The 13,651-nt window shown below is 54.3% G+C and carries 17 protein-coding genes and 1 tRNA gene; 1 reads left to right on the top strand and 17 read right to left on the bottom strand.

From position 1 onward, the window contains the following. Positions 1–187: 187 nt before the first annotated feature. Positions 188–264: transfer RNA gene (locus ACP15P_RS06445), tRNA-Asp, on the top strand. Between the two features lie 118 nt (positions 265–382). On the opposite strand, the gene cysE is transcribed toward ACP15P_RS06445, so the two are convergent. The 17 genes from cysE to ACP15P_RS06360 all read right to left on the bottom strand — a co-directional run bounded on the left by cysE (position 383) and on the right by ACP15P_RS06360 (position 13,530). Beyond that, positions 383–1,198 carry a serine O-acetyltransferase gene (gene cysE / locus ACP15P_RS06440; RefSeq protein ID WP_424927684.1) on the bottom strand — a complete coding sequence of 272 codons (816 nt, stop codon included), beginning with the start codon at positions 1,196–1,198 and terminating at the stop codon, positions 383–385. A gap of 107 nt (positions 1,199–1,305) precedes the next feature. After that, the gene (locus ACP15P_RS06435; protein ID WP_424927683.1) at positions 1,306–2,022 is read right to left on the bottom strand and encodes a DUF2793 domain-containing protein; all 717 of its coding nucleotides are present in this window, start codon (positions 2,020–2,022) and stop codon (positions 1,306–1,308) included. Further along, positions 2,006–5,935: a baseplate multidomain protein megatron gene (locus ACP15P_RS06430; protein WP_424927682.1), complete on the bottom strand. Its 3,930-nt coding sequence runs from the start codon at positions 5,933–5,935 to the stop codon at positions 2,006–2,008. The genes ACP15P_RS06435 and ACP15P_RS06430 overlap by 17 nt, the downstream gene beginning before the upstream one ends. Beyond that, a complete protein-coding gene (locus ACP15P_RS06425) occupies positions 5,935–6,408 on the bottom strand; it encodes an NlpC/P60 family protein (protein WP_424927681.1) in 474 nt (157 codons plus the stop codon). Before ACP15P_RS06425 ends, ACP15P_RS06430 begins: the two co-directional genes overlap by 1 nt. Then, entirely contained in the window at positions 6,380–7,270 is an 891-nt protein-coding gene (locus ACP15P_RS06420; protein WP_424927680.1) for a DUF2163 domain-containing protein, read from the bottom strand. Before ACP15P_RS06420 ends, ACP15P_RS06425 begins: the two co-directional genes overlap by 29 nt. Before the next feature lie 5 nt (positions 7,271–7,275). Beyond that, positions 7,276–7,908, bottom strand: a complete 633-nt coding sequence (locus ACP15P_RS06415) for a phage distal tail protein, Rcc01695 family (RefSeq protein ID WP_424927679.1) — start codon at positions 7,906–7,908, stop codon at positions 7,276–7,278. A gap of 12 nt (positions 7,909–7,920) precedes the next feature. Continuing rightward, the gene (locus ACP15P_RS06410; protein ID WP_424927678.1) at positions 7,921–8,589 is read right to left on the bottom strand and encodes a phage tail tape measure protein; all 669 of its coding nucleotides are present in this window, start codon (positions 8,587–8,589) and stop codon (positions 7,921–7,923) included. Then, positions 8,589–8,801 (bottom strand): rcc01693 family protein, encoded by a 213-nt coding sequence (locus ACP15P_RS06405; RefSeq protein ID WP_424927677.1) that lies wholly within the window; start codon positions 8,799–8,801, stop codon positions 8,589–8,591. Before ACP15P_RS06405 ends, ACP15P_RS06410 begins: the two co-directional genes overlap by 1 nt. Continuing rightward, on the bottom strand, positions 8,798–9,127 hold the full coding sequence (locus ACP15P_RS06400; RefSeq protein ID WP_424927676.1) for a gene transfer agent family protein: 330 nt from the start codon (positions 9,125–9,127) through the stop codon (positions 8,798–8,800). Before ACP15P_RS06400 ends, ACP15P_RS06405 begins: the two co-directional genes overlap by 4 nt. Position 9,128: 1 nt before the next feature. Then, positions 9,129–9,542: a phage major tail protein, TP901-1 family gene (locus ACP15P_RS06395; RefSeq protein WP_424927675.1), complete on the bottom strand. Its 414-nt coding sequence runs from the start codon at positions 9,540–9,542 to the stop codon at positions 9,129–9,131. A 28-nt stretch (positions 9,543–9,570) separates the two neighbouring features. Beyond that, positions 9,571–9,990, bottom strand: coding sequence for a DUF3168 domain-containing protein (locus tag ACP15P_RS06390; RefSeq protein WP_424927674.1), 420 nt, complete (start codon positions 9,988–9,990; stop codon positions 9,571–9,573). Next, positions 9,987–10,328, bottom strand: coding sequence for a phage head closure protein (locus ACP15P_RS06385; protein ID WP_424927673.1), 342 nt, complete (start codon positions 10,326–10,328; stop codon positions 9,987–9,989). The genes ACP15P_RS06390 and ACP15P_RS06385 overlap by 4 nt, the downstream gene beginning before the upstream one ends. Continuing rightward, positions 10,325–10,924 carry a head-tail connector protein gene (locus ACP15P_RS06380; RefSeq protein WP_424927672.1) on the bottom strand — a complete coding sequence of 200 codons (600 nt, stop codon included), beginning with the start codon at positions 10,922–10,924 and terminating at the stop codon, positions 10,325–10,327. The genes ACP15P_RS06385 and ACP15P_RS06380 overlap by 4 nt, the downstream gene beginning before the upstream one ends. 1 nt (position 10,925) lies before the next feature. Continuing rightward, positions 10,926–11,276: a phage fiber-tail adaptor protein gene (locus ACP15P_RS06375; RefSeq protein WP_424927671.1), complete on the bottom strand. Its 351-nt coding sequence runs from the start codon at positions 11,274–11,276 to the stop codon at positions 10,926–10,928. Between the two features lie 119 nt (positions 11,277–11,395). Further along, entirely contained in the window at positions 11,396–12,595 is a 1,200-nt protein-coding gene (locus ACP15P_RS06370; protein ID WP_424927670.1) for a phage major capsid protein, read from the bottom strand. 42 nt (positions 12,596–12,637) lie between these two features. After that, a complete protein-coding gene (locus ACP15P_RS06365; RefSeq protein WP_424927669.1) occupies positions 12,638–13,198 on the bottom strand; it encodes an HK97 family phage prohead protease in 561 nt (186 codons plus the stop codon). Further along, positions 13,195–13,530 (bottom strand): hypothetical protein, encoded by a 336-nt coding sequence (locus ACP15P_RS06360; protein WP_424927668.1) that lies wholly within the window; start codon positions 13,528–13,530, stop codon positions 13,195–13,197. The genes ACP15P_RS06365 and ACP15P_RS06360 overlap by 4 nt, the downstream gene beginning before the upstream one ends. Positions 13,531–13,651 lie beyond the last annotated feature (121 nt).

The following is a 13,651-nucleotide window of genomic DNA, read 5'->3' as shown; positions in this document are numbered from 1 at the left end:
CCCGTCGAATTTTGCTAACGGATCCATCTATAACCACGCTAATGGCCGGCAAAAATCTTAAGAATTCACTGCGTCCTAAGGCACGCAAAAAATAATCTCTGCACCTGAAAAAATATCAATCAATTCGCTTGACGCCCCCGATGCATAACCCTACAACCCGGCCTTGTCAGGACGCAACCTGACATGCGCGGTTGTAGCTCAGTTGGTTAGAGTGCCGGCCTGTCACGCCGGAGGTCGCGGGTTCGAGCCCCGTCAACCGCGCCACTTTCCCTACAGAACCGAACCTCAGTTTCTATTGGACAGATGGTAAACTGCAGCCGTCCAATCGAATTGGTTAGGCCGATAAATATCGGCCGAAGCTGAATTCAGGAATAAGCAACTGTCACTCGGCGGTGCGCTGCGCCAACAACTGGTCCATGGAACGCGAGGGCTCGGCGCATCCGGCACCACCAACAATCCTTGCGGGTACGCCGGCAACGGTTTTGCATGGCGGAACTTCTTCCAAAACCACCGAACCCGCCGCTATCCTACTGCAATGCCCGACCTCTATGTTACCGAGTATCGCCGCACCGGCGCCAATCAAAACGCCATCGCGAATTTTCGGATGCCGGTCGCCATCCTGTTTTCCAGTACCGCCAAGGGTTACCGAGTGCAGCATCGAAACATTGTCGCCTACTACCGCGGTTTCTCCGATCACCACTGAATGCGCATGATCGATCATGACGCCTTTGCCCACCTGGGCTGCAGGATGGATATCAACACCAAACGCTTCAGACGTGCGCATCTGAAAGAACCGGGCCATATCACGTCGGCCCTTGTTCCAGAGATAGTGCGCAATCCTGTGACATTGGATTGCCTGGAATCCTTTGAAAAACAGAAGCGGCTGGATATAGGCATAACAGGCAGGATCTCTGTCATACACGGCCAAAATATCCGCCCGGGCTTTGATGCCCAACTCCCGGTCGTCCAGATAGGCCTCGTCTGCAATTTCGCGCAAAATCAGTTCATTCATCTCAGATGAACGCAGCTTCTGTGCTACGCTGTAGCTCAGGGCCCTCTCCAAGCTTGGGTGGTGCAGCACACCCGAATGAACCAAACTCGCCATGAGCGGCTCATTTTCAGCCATGGCTTCAGCTTCACGACGTACCGTATTCCATACGGGATCTATCGTTGCATATCGTCTGGACTCTTGTGCCATGGCTAAATCCTTCGAGGTAACCACTCACAATTGTCTATGTTCGGGCAAAATTGCAAGACTTCGTGACTGATGACCTGCTCACCCGCAACTCCAGTTACTTTCCAGCTTTAGACTGTCCGCGGTGGAAGAAGTGTGGTGCAATGAATTGCCAGACGGACCTCCCCCGCCGAAAAGTCGCCGTTGTCCGCAGTTAACAGCAAGGGAGTGTCCTGGTAATAGGCGACAGGCGCGCCGCTCAAGCCGAGAACCGTGCTGTTCTCAGAGACACCAAAATTGGACCCATAGCGGTTGTCTGACCCCTGCACGCCCAGCCGCCAAGACATCAAAGTGCCATCGGCCAAATCCGAAGTTACCCTGCCGGAAATTCCATAAACCAAGGTGTTGGCTGGAATTGCGACGTCCGTGAAATGTGACGCTCCCGGTGCAACCGGATGATCAAACTCGATCACTTGGCTTATTGTTGCGGCACCTCCGGAAGAAACCGCAACAGCTCCGCCGACCCACCTAGCACCATCATAGATATATGTGGCCGATGTGGCGTCATCCCAAACCCGCCATCCAGGTTTGGAATTGTGAAACAACCACCCTCCATTGATGTAGACGGCTATTTTACCCTCAAAACCCTGCCAACTCCCGGTTGCACCTTCAGGCACAATGTAGCTTTCACCTTCAGCCGGCGAAGGAGGAGCCGACACTTCAGTCGAAGACTTAACTCGCAACTGGACCAGCGTGTCCAACATGGTCAGCGAACTGTTGACAGTAACGTGTTTTTGGGCCTGGGCCGCCTGAAGCAACGGAAGCTGAAGATTAGCCGTTTTGTTCATTCAATTCGATCCTCTGACAAGGCCCAGGCCCATAACTTTCGGAAATCTGCGCTATTTCAAATGCAAGTTGTTTACTGGTACTGATCCCGTGAACGGCCTTATCCTGCTGTGAGTAAAGGAATCCGGGATTGTTCACAGTTTTGTCGGCAACCAAGGTTGTACCGTCAAAGATTTTAACGTGGTACTTTTCGGATTGCTCACCCAACGGCACATCAAATCCGGCCCAACTGTCCCCATCAATTCTGGTTCGTCGTACCCAGGAAACGAAAATATCTCCGTTCGCCCTAATTTGAGCACTCAGGTGGACCGGAGCATAAGGCCGTAGTCCAACACCTTCAAAAGCCAATGTTTCATACCGATAGGTATCCGAGTCATACGACTTGTGAGCAGGGCCAACCCGATAATGCCTCTCGAGCCCACGAGCTGACTGAGCAATGTCGATTTGTTGTTGAGCCCCATCAAGAACCACAAAATCACAATTTGGCGGCCAGCTTCGTGGAGTTACTGCGTCAGTCCCAGCCTGACCACGCAGGAGTTTTGAAAGCAAATACTCGTTGGGACCCTGAAGTTCTGCAGATTGAAACTGAATAATCTCCCAATCCGCATTTTCGTGACCTCGGACTGCCGCGACATTGGCACCATTCAACACTTCCGCTTCGCTTCGGCTACTGAGAACGCCCGCGGTAATTCTCACCCGGAAGCCGGAATTCAACCACTCCCCGGGACGACCGGCGGGAATGGCATCCAGCGTTTGGCCAATGACTGATGGCTGAGTTACCTCAATATTCTTTGTGTAACCGTTGTCGGTCTCACTTGACGAAGAGTACACTGAAACGTTGCTCTGCCACGGATAAGAGGAAACTGCAAAATGTGGTGCATATGGAACCTCCGTTCCGCGCAGCAGTGGAATATCCAAAAACCGGTAATTTACGGGTCCGATTTTGTCGATTCTTGGTACGGTTAAGTCCGGCTCCTGAAAAAACTCCTTTACAAAAAGTCCAGTATCCGTCCTCACCGCGTTGACCACCCGATGCCCCAACTCGTCGATACGATCGACCCGATAGGTCGCCTTCAATTGACCGTGGATCAATGAGATGCTGTCACCGGCCATTACCCGCAACGAAGACGGCGGAAGCACAAAAGAAATCTGGTCCCGGGCGACCTGGGATTCAGAAAGCCACCGATTTACTACGGTCTTGGCTTCACCTGATCCAAGCACAATTGGATAGCTGGTCCTCGACGTATGAGGTTCAGAATTCTCCGGATCAACTGCCTCGACCGCCCCACTGGAGTAATCGTTCCCACCATCAACGTATCCAAGCACGACCCGACCCGCCGCCTCTATGTTTGGTACACGCTTCAGGGTTTGATCAGCTTCAGTTCCATGCTGCACGAAATCGCTGCGCATGATCTCGTGGGCCCGGCCTGTCCCTCTGGAAACAAACTCCAGGTCTTTGCCACTCGAAAAACTGTCGAACCCATAAACCTGTTGTAGTGGCTGCAGACTCTGGCGTGCGGTTTCAATGTCATTGATGGAGTAGCCGGTCACCATGCCGTGCAGATCATCCAACCGGACATCGGAAACACCGGAACGATCGGTCACCTCCGCCACAACTTCCGCCAGCGAGGCCGAACAGGTCCTGCCATTTAGCCAATGCCCGCGAGCATAATTTACCCCGTCGGTCCACGTTTCCGTTCTGGCCGGAAAGTCGGGCCACGGCCTGGCGTCCCAGGCCCAGACGTATGCATGCGACAGGTCGACCATCGTTCCGTCGTATTCTCCAGAACGCGGGTTGTGGCGATCGTCTTCCCAATAGGCAAACATCGCCTGGAGGTAACGGTATTGGATAAAATCGTCTCGCGCGCCCGACGAATAGTAAGGAAAAAAACTCTCCGACGACTTGGGGTCATGAAAGACGTTCGGTTGGTTGGTGCCCTTGTCGACGGCTGGACAACCAAGTTCAGAAAACCAAACTGGTTTGGACTCAGGCAGCCACTCCGTCGGCTCATCCCGCTTAACGCCACCTATGCGATTGTAGTGTCGATTTGACCACCAACTTTTGATGTCTTTGTTACGAAAGACCCAGTCCTCGCCATATGCAGTATCCTCAATCGGAATTCGGGTTTGATCCTCTCGCCCCTGAGCGTCCGCATAGTACCAATCATACCCCTCGCCGCCCGCGACGTTCCTGGTCAGGTAATCCATTGAGTAAATTGAACCGAAATCCGCGTCAGCATGTTCGGACGCATCCCTCCAGTCCGAGAGCGGCATGTAATTGTCGATACCAATGAAATCTATATCGGGATCAGCCCACAGCGGGTCCAAATGAAAAATCACGTCATTGGAACCATCGTCGGGGCGGTGCCCGAAATACTCGGACCAGTCGGCAGCGTAACCAATCTTTACATCGCTACCCAGTACAGCTCGCACATCCGCGGCCAATTCACGAAGTTTTTCAACGGAGGGGTACCCGGCCGCGGAATCCCGAATGGATGTCAAACCTCGGAATTCGGAGCCAATACAAAACGACTCAACTCCTCCCGCTACCGCACAGAGGTGCGCATAGTGCAGGACGAACCGCCGGTAGGTCCATCCATCCGTCCCGACGTAAGTAACCCTATCACCCTCAATTTTAAAATCATCGAGAGAAGCCGAGCCAAAGAAGGCATCCACCTGATACCCGGCCTCACTGGTTTTGTCGGGAGAACCCTCCCGACCCGGTGCCTTGGAGAGCGTTATTCGGCCGCGCCACGGAACCACAGGCTGCACGCCGTTTGACCATGGGTCGGGCAGTTCGTTTTCTTCAGTGATATCCATCAGGATAAACGGATAGAACATCACGCGCTTGTTCCGAGCCCTCATATACCGAATGGATTCGACAACCGTTGCATCAGCTGGAGTGCCGCCAAAAAGGGGAATTCCGTCAATCAAGCTTACCTGCCGCGCTTCATCCCGCGTGGCGCCGGAAACCTCCCAGCGAATTGGATCTCCATCTTCCAGCTTTTGCTCAACCATCGGCTGCAGTGAACAGTGGCTGCATCGCAGATCATCACCAAACCAGGAGACAACAAGCGAGACAGCGTCCGCCTGAGGGAGTTCCGCCTCCATCTGCTCCATTGAGGCAACAAAATCCGGTTTACCCAGATCATTGTGAACGTTCACATAAATCGTTTCACCATTCGTACGGGAGTATTTTACCGGCTGCGCAGCAAGAGAATATTCTCCCGTGCCGGGAACCAGCGCCACACCCTTGATGTCTTTAACCGGATTTCGGCCTGCAACGGCCTCATCCACCTCTGGACGACGAATGACTTCGAAGTTCAGTTGCGGAATTCTGTTCCCAAAAGGAGCAAGTTGCAGGTTCTCCAGAACGACATAAGCTGTCCCCCGATAGGCAGGAGCGGAATCGGACCCCTCAATTGCAGCAATCAACGGATCGGGAATCTGACTTTCCGTACCACGATGCAGACGCATAACGAGATCGGATTGGTCCACCACCTGACCATCAGCCCAAATTCGGCCAATACGAACCACCTCTCCCTCACACAAAGCTAGCGCAACACTGATGGAATAGGAGAACTCCTTGACCTTCTGGCCGCCCCCTTTTCCACCTACATTTTGTTGATTGACCGTCTCCAAAAACCTGCTTGACCAGATCAGTTGACCAGCCACACGAGTTCTTCCAAAAACTCTGGGTAGCGGAGTGCCTTCACTCGCCCCCATAACCCTGAATTGGTCAACTCTTCCGGTCTGCACCGGCGCAGCCCCGGCCCCAAGAATCATTTGGTCTATGGAGTTGCCAAGCATCGCACCGGCAGCTTTGCCCATCGCGAGTGTGGAAATGCCGGCGATAGAGCCGCCAAATGACCCGGAAACAGCCGCACCCGCGGCGGACAGCACCAGAGTTGCCATTAGTTACTCCTGTAAGGAAAACAAAACACGCCAGCCAAGTTTCGCATCCATGAATCTGTCAGGGGAGACTCGGTGACCCCTTGCCCTGAATAGGCATGAATCATCGTCGGATAGCCGGCCTGGCTGGCAGCCAATACTCCGACGTGTTTGGCAATCGCGTTGTTCCGCATTCTGAGGACGAGTATGTCACCCTCTACGGCGTGCTGTCTGGCTACCGGCTTCAGGTGTAACGTTGCTGCATCAAGCAATACTTCCTCATCGCCGGTCTCTGACCAGTCAGGACTGTAAGCGGGAATGTCCACCGGTTCTTCGCCGATAATCTCCCGCCACAGCCCCCTCAGCAAACCGAGACAGTCGGTACCGGCGCCCTTACAACTCGCCTGATGCCTGTAAGGTGTACCAATCCAGTCCCTTGCTTTAGAAACCACATGGTGGTCAGGCTTCCTATCCGTTTCTGAGGCTTGATCCGTCATGTAGTGCTCCGTCCTTGGGATAGGCAGCGACCCAGTCCTCGTATGGCAAATGAGGAAATCCCCGGAAATTCAGTAAGTTGGAAAACTTAGCCGCGCAGGTATCCGCAGTTTTGTCACACCCTGCGACGATCCGAAACCTGTCACCAACCCGCATCGGAGAACCCGGCATTCTCCACAATTCGATCACACGATCTTCATCACCAATCAGCTTGTCAGCCTTAATTGATTGAGTGGTTCCTTCATTTGCGCCACTGAGCCACGTTATCGTTCCATTCGAAAACCAACCCGGCTCGTACCCAGAAAGATCTGTCGCAGTGAAACCAGCACCATCGCCAAGCTCAAAAACTTCAGATTCCGCGGAAAACCCCGGGAGAGACATGTCAAAACCACACTTTGCGTCCCCCAGTCTTCGGTCACAGGTTTTCAGTATGCTGCGCCCAACCGGCTTGTTCAGCTCCTCGGCCATCCCACGAAGCTCAACTTCGAAGGCGCCATCCGTCCGCCGGAACTCACCCAGCGTTCCACGAAACATCAACACACGTAATTCGGGATGCGACCAATCGACCAGCCATTGATATATTTCAGCTCCATCGAACCGCCCCGATAGAACATCTTCGTCTTTAATGGCAGCGGCGTTAAGTGCGCCGACAACCTGAGCGTTATCCACACTGAGACCTGTCGAAGTCTGAATAGCACCCGCATCCATTCCAGTACTGGCCTCGAAAACGACGCCTTCAAACCGCATCGCGTCGTCATGGTCCGTAAAACCAAAAACCATTCCGTCCTTGCGACTGATTTTCCAACATCGACAGTGCCGGGTTGCTCCAGAGTCGAGATTGGCCTGCATATCCACAGGGATCATTCGCATTAGACCCTCACCTCGATCACTGGAATATTGGGAATCTCGCCTGCCGCAAAACTCGTGAGACTTGTGGAAATGCGTTCGGTATCAAACCGCACCGGCACATCAAACTCGAACCCGCACGTGACAGCAGCGCCTTCAGCCGGCGCCGCATCAAACGTAATCGTTCCCGACGAGTAGTCGATCGAATAATCCTGAAATTCGCTCAATAGTTGACTTCCAACGGCCACTATCACGGTTCCGTTCACGGGCTTGGATATCGGGCGCACGTATTTTGTCGGGCCATGGGCGTAGGTCTTTGATATTTGGAACGTTTTTTTAGTGCCGTCCCCAACACCGATCGCCTGATCGAAAGCGGACGGTGTCTTCGACGGTTTGCACGACTTGAAGTCGCTCCAGTCTTTCCATCGAAAACCGAACAATTGACCGTGTCTGGCTTCAAAGAATTCGATGACATCAGAAAGATCATCCAGGGAGCGGACACCCAAACCGGCGTCATAGCGCCGTCTGGAATGTGCCCACGGCGAATTACGTTCCTCGAAACCGTTGCTCAGAGTTACAATTTCAGTACGCCGCTCCGGACCGCCACCGGAACCAATAGACAGATCTGTCGGAAACCGAACCTCGTGAAAACTCATTCGCAGAACCCTTCAAAGATTTCTCTGGCCACGTTGGATGGCCCGGTTCATTTCAGCCGCAATCTGGCTTTGTGATCGTTGGAAGCTCGCAGCATCGTTCGTCGAAACATTCATCGTCACGTTCACCGAGCTTTTTCCGACGCCACCGGCCTTCACGCCCAACCGTCCATCCGCGCCACGGGCAAGAGGGATAATTGCCTCCGGACCCGCCTCCCCCATCAATCCCATCCCGCCTCTGGTCGGGAAAAGCGAAGGCCCATCCACTACGCCACCACGTGCAAACGCACCAACGCGACCGTTCGAAAAGACGCCGCCATTTGCGAACGGCATGATGTTCCCCAGGAACGCCGATAGTCCGCTGCCAACTGTGGTGTCTACCGCGTTTTCGATTGGAGAAAGCGCGCTGTTCAGTGCGGAATTGGCAATATTTCTCCCCAGACCGGAGAGCACATCGGATAGTTTTTTACCGTCAACAATCATGTCCTTGAAAGCACTGCTCACGGTCGATGAAACCGCATTCGACAGTTTGGCCGCGTCCTGACCAGTTGAGCGAAATCCACTTTGAACGCCCAGCAGCTCCTGCTGAAACGTGGACGCAACGCTCTCCAAACCACCAATGGTTTCAGCCAGACCCGAGAATTGGTGCTCAAGGTCATTCAGGCCATCGTCATATTCGGACATTACTGCTGCTCCACATCACATGCGGCATTCGCGGCATCAGGAAAGCGGGATGCCAGTTCTTCGAAGGTTTTTCTAGTAGGGACTGGAGGCCCATCGCCTCCTCCGGCCATCAGCATGAGTTCAACCGGAGTCAGTTGCCAAAAAGTCTCCGGTGTCAGCCCAAGTCCGGCAAGTCCCAGCCGCATCAATTGCGGCCAGGCAATCCGGTTCATTCAACGTCACCTTCACCGGGCAGGGTGAACGTGATCTTCAAAAGGTGTGCAGCCGCCCTTGCGACAGCAACCGGCCCACCCTCAATATTGAGCTTCAAAAGTTCCTCTTCTGAAACCTTCCACCCTCCGCCGTTAAGCCCTGCGGTGATCAGACAAATCAGGTCCCTGACCCGAAAATCTCCGGTCTCAAAGCGACGGATCATCTCGGACAGAGAGTCACTGCCCAATCTCGTTTCAAGCTCAGCCAGCGAACCCAGAGTCAGCCGCATAATGCGTGTCTGGCCCTCAATAACGATCGCAACTTCGCCGCGATACGGATTTGCCATTTTAAATAGACTCGAATTCGACGGCACCAGCAGAGGCTAGCGCCAATTCGTAAGCCGCTTCCCCATTGTACTGGCCGGAGTATTCAATACTGGTCAACTGAAACGGCCCCTCGATAATTCCGAAATCGGGAATGATCACCTGAAAATTCGGGGTCTCACCAGCAAAAAATATGGCTCGAATGCGCTCGTCTGTTGCGTCATCACGGAAAATACCCGAGCCGGCTATCGCCGCACTACGCACCCCGGCTCCGCCAAGCAGTTCCCTCCACCGCCCCGCACTTTCAATACTGGTTGTATCAACGGTCTCCGCATTGAAGGTGATACGCGTAGCCCGAAGCCCGGCGACTGTTTCGAATTCACCTGCGCCTGAAATATCAAGCTTGATCAAAAGATCCCTGCCTCGTTGGGCTGACATGAGTGAAATCCTCTAAATATTTTAAGATTTAATCTTCGTCGATGGTCGCGCGAAAACGGAGATCGATACGGCGTTTTTCCGGTGCCATACCGCGCGATGCCCGGGCACGAAGAAAACGAAGATCAACAAGTGTCCCTCGCGGCAACTGGAGTTCCGCTGCCGTCAAACACTCGCAAACTGCACCAGCAACGTCTTTGACCGCTTCAAAACCATTTCGCTCTGAGTGAACCGAAACAACAAAATCGTGGACACTTCCACGACTGGTTTTCGTACTCAAAGGTCTCACCGTTTCGGCACCGAGCGAGACAAACTCACGGGGTAACTCGCCGGAGACACCCTCTGGAGGCGCGTCAAAAACAGCTTCACCGACTAGGTCGGAGACGGTAGCGTCCTGTTTGAGCGTTTGGTAGATTGCGGCCTGAAGTCCGGAAGAAAAATAGACGGTCATCGTACCGCTCCTTCTTCCGCAATGATTTCAAGGTAGCGACCTTTGGCATCACGGTCGGATACCGAAACCACGTCATAAATACGCCCACCTTCGCGAAAGCGCTGACTTGGCGAGGGTCTCGCGGGACTCGAATGCGGCGCATTTCTGCACACAATTTTGTATCGGGCCTTCGATACAGTCCGTCCGGAGACCAAACGCTCCCGGCCGGTCAGCGGCTGCAGGTCAACCCAGTGTGTTCCCTGCGTTACCCAATTTTCGTCAAACCCACCCGAAGAGTTGGGTTGCTTGACCCGCTCCTCAAGGACAAGCTTGCGCCCAAGATGGACCGGCCTAGTCATGCGCCACACCCACCAAGGCTCATGGAGCGGTAAGGATCGGTCAACATAAGCACTCCAAACGGCATGGCTGCCACGGCATCTGGCGATCCGGCGCTGTTTTCGTAGTAATGAGCGGCCAACAGGTAGACCGCCTGTCTCAAGTCAGCGGGCACACTCTCCCAATTGTCTGAGAAACCCGCAACAAACTGGATCTCCACATGCCCATCCCGAGGGATCGCGGGAAGCCGACGACCAAATTTTCCGACCAGCCGGGGACGCCGGGCATCCCTCATTACCGACCAACTGTTTGGATCAAGCAGGGTTTCGGCACCATCAGTTCCAATGAGCTTAACCTTGGACACGGACTGGATCGGACCGATCGGCAACCTCTGTGAGTGATCATCCCTCCAACCTGTTAATGTGCAGACATATTCCTTGGTCAAAAGCGCGAGCCCGAGTCTCGCCTCAATCGCCGACATCGCTGCACGAAGATAATTCTCCAACAGCGCATCCTGAGAGCCGTCGTCTGAAAAACCGGAGGCGAGACGCAAATGATCCGCAAGTCCGCGAATTGGCACCTCGGTTACCGTAGGTGATCCGACCTCGGAAAGAACCATGCTATTCTCCTGATTTTGACGCGGTAACGATGGCAATACGGACGACAATGGATTGCGACAGAACTCTTCCGCGGCTTGTTCGCACCTTGCTTGACACCAAGTAAAACTTGCCAGGAATGCCGCCGCTAAACTCGGCCCAAGACCGATAGAAGTCGTGATGCTGTTCAGTGATCCTGAGATCACGCTTGCCATCTGGCGAGTTCGGTATTTCCCACCCAAGATCGTCGATGATGGTTTCCAGCGGCTCCAGATATCCGCTTCGCCAGTCCAGAACATAATCCAGACGTTTCCCTACCTGCTTCAGCACGTAAGCCGTCATTAAAAACCCCAATAACTTGATAAATGCGGGCACGCCCCCGACACCGCCCGAGCGGAGGGAGGAGCAGCAACTGGATAGTGCCGGAGGCGACCCAACCCGGCACCATCAGGGACCGGGTTACCTGAAGACGGACGTGATCCGTCTAAACCGTTTTAACTTGCAGCAAACTTTAGAAGTTTGATAGCGGCGAAGTCACTGACATCACCGCCGATGCGTTTTGTCGCATAAAACAGTACATGCGGTTTTGCCGAGAAAGGGTCGCGTAGAATGCGAAGGTCCGGACGCTCCGCGACCGTGTAACCGGCGCCAAAATCACCGTAGGCAATCGCAAAGCTGTTGTCAGATATATCGGGCATGTCCTCAGCAATAAGCACGGGATATCCCATCAATCGCGCGGGTTCACCCGCCGAAAGGCCATCAGACCAAAGAAAGCGGCCGTCCGCATCTTTCATTTTTCTGACCGCACCGGCAGTCTTCGAATTCATGACAAAACTGGCGTGCGCTCGGTATCTTGCACCGAGAGAATAGACCAGATCAACGATGGCATCGGCCGGTTCCGCGCCGTTGAAATCTCCGGCTGCACCAGTCGGAACGTAACCGATGCTTCCCCAATCCCAGAGGTCATTGTCAACCTTCGGGTAGGTCAGGAACCCCTTCGGCTTGTCCTGTCCATCACCTGAAACAAAAGCTGAGGCCTCGGCACGACTAAATTTGTCCGCAATGCGCTGAGCCAGCCAACCCTCAACGTCGAACGCACTGTCATCAAGCAGGCGCTGCGACGCCCGGGGAAGAGCGGAAAGCTCATGCAACGGAATGGAAATGCGGTCCACCTGGGGCGTCGAGGTTTCTTCCGTATCGCCATCCTCGGTTGCCCAGCCGGCACCGATATCACTGTGGTCAACCAACACATCGAATGCAGTTGCTTCGACCGTGACCACATTGGCTATCGATCGAATGGACGACGCATCGCGGAGCACTCCGACAATCTCGCTGGCGGTTTTGGGATCGACCAAATACCCACCATCAGCGGACACTGCGGTCGAAAGAGCCTTCTCTTCCACACCGAGCCCACGCAGTCCGTCATCGTCACCAGTACGCAAATATGCAGCGAAAGCCTTCTTGTGCGGCGTTTCAGTCTCAGATGCAGACGACAGTGGTGGACGGTTCATAGATGTAGATTTGCGATCAAGCATGGCCAAACGGGATTCCTGTTCCTTGAGTTTCGACTTGATTTCGGACTGAAACGCGCTGAATTCACTTATGAAACCCGTGAGCGCAGCTTTGACTTCGACATGCGGGCCTGCACCCGGGCCAGAGTGCTCCGCCCGGGATTTGGTCTCAGATGATTTCATCAACCTAATTCCTTGATGACAGTTTTGATTGTGTCCTGGATGTCAGGCCATCATTTCCCTGGCTGCGCGGAACGTGTCCGCCAGGGTCCGAGCCAGGTCGTCTTCCTCATCGGAAGCCTCTGCCTGTACCCGCGCTTGCGGCAGCATCGGGAAGGTCACGAGTGAAACCTCCCAAAGCTCAATCTCGTGCAACAGTCTTTGGCCCGAACCGCTCTTTTCGCTTCGCACGGTTCGGTATCCAATGGAGAGACCGTCGATGGCACCGGCCTTTAACAAGGCGTGCGCTTCGCGGGCCTGCTGGACCTCAAGTAGAAGCCTACCACTTACAAAGAGACCGCGGCTGTCCTCCCTGACCTCGTCCCAAACACCAATGGGCTTGGTGGGATCATGCTGCCAGAGCATTTTGACATTTGAGCCGGAGCTGAACAGCTTGCGAAGCGATACGTCGTACGCACCGCTCTGCACAACATCACCACCCTGATCAGTTGCCCCAAAGAGCGACGCGTAACCGGAAATCTCGGCTCCTTCCCGCAACGCCAATTGGTCGTCGAACCGTTTGAACTTGGTTTCCAGGCCAGAATGGTCATCAAGTGTCGGGATCATTCGGTCACCTCAAATTTGTTACTCATTCCCCGGGTCACCTTCGGCGGAAACCCATTGGCCTGGAGCGTCCAAACCATCGTGACAACGTAGGATCCGACCACCACCGGATTGCAGGGAGGATTGACCGGCACATTCATCCACCAGTTCAGGTCGGTGTTTTTGGGCGTAATCCAGTTCGCGCGAAAATCGGTATTGCCCGATCGCGCACAAACAAGCTCGAGGCCGGCCGGAGTGACCTTGTGAAGCGTCACGGTCCATCCCGCGTTTACCGAACGGCGAACCTCGCGCACAACCTCAACGCGGGGACTTTTACCCACACGGGAATCACTCACTTTAATCGACCTGACGTCCAACCAACGACTTGCCGGAACCGCGCTGTGGAGAACGTTGCCGAGAGCCGGTACGATGCTCCAGGTCAAAAGCGTTCCAAGAAAGACACCGGCCAGCGCTGGA

The sequence above is a fragment of the Amaricoccus tamworthensis genome, assembly GCF_049800875.1.
Classification (GTDB): domain Bacteria; phylum Pseudomonadota; class Alphaproteobacteria; order Rhodobacterales; family Rhodobacteraceae; genus Amaricoccus; species Amaricoccus tamworthensis.
This window is presented reverse-complemented; position numbering and strand designations above follow the sequence as displayed.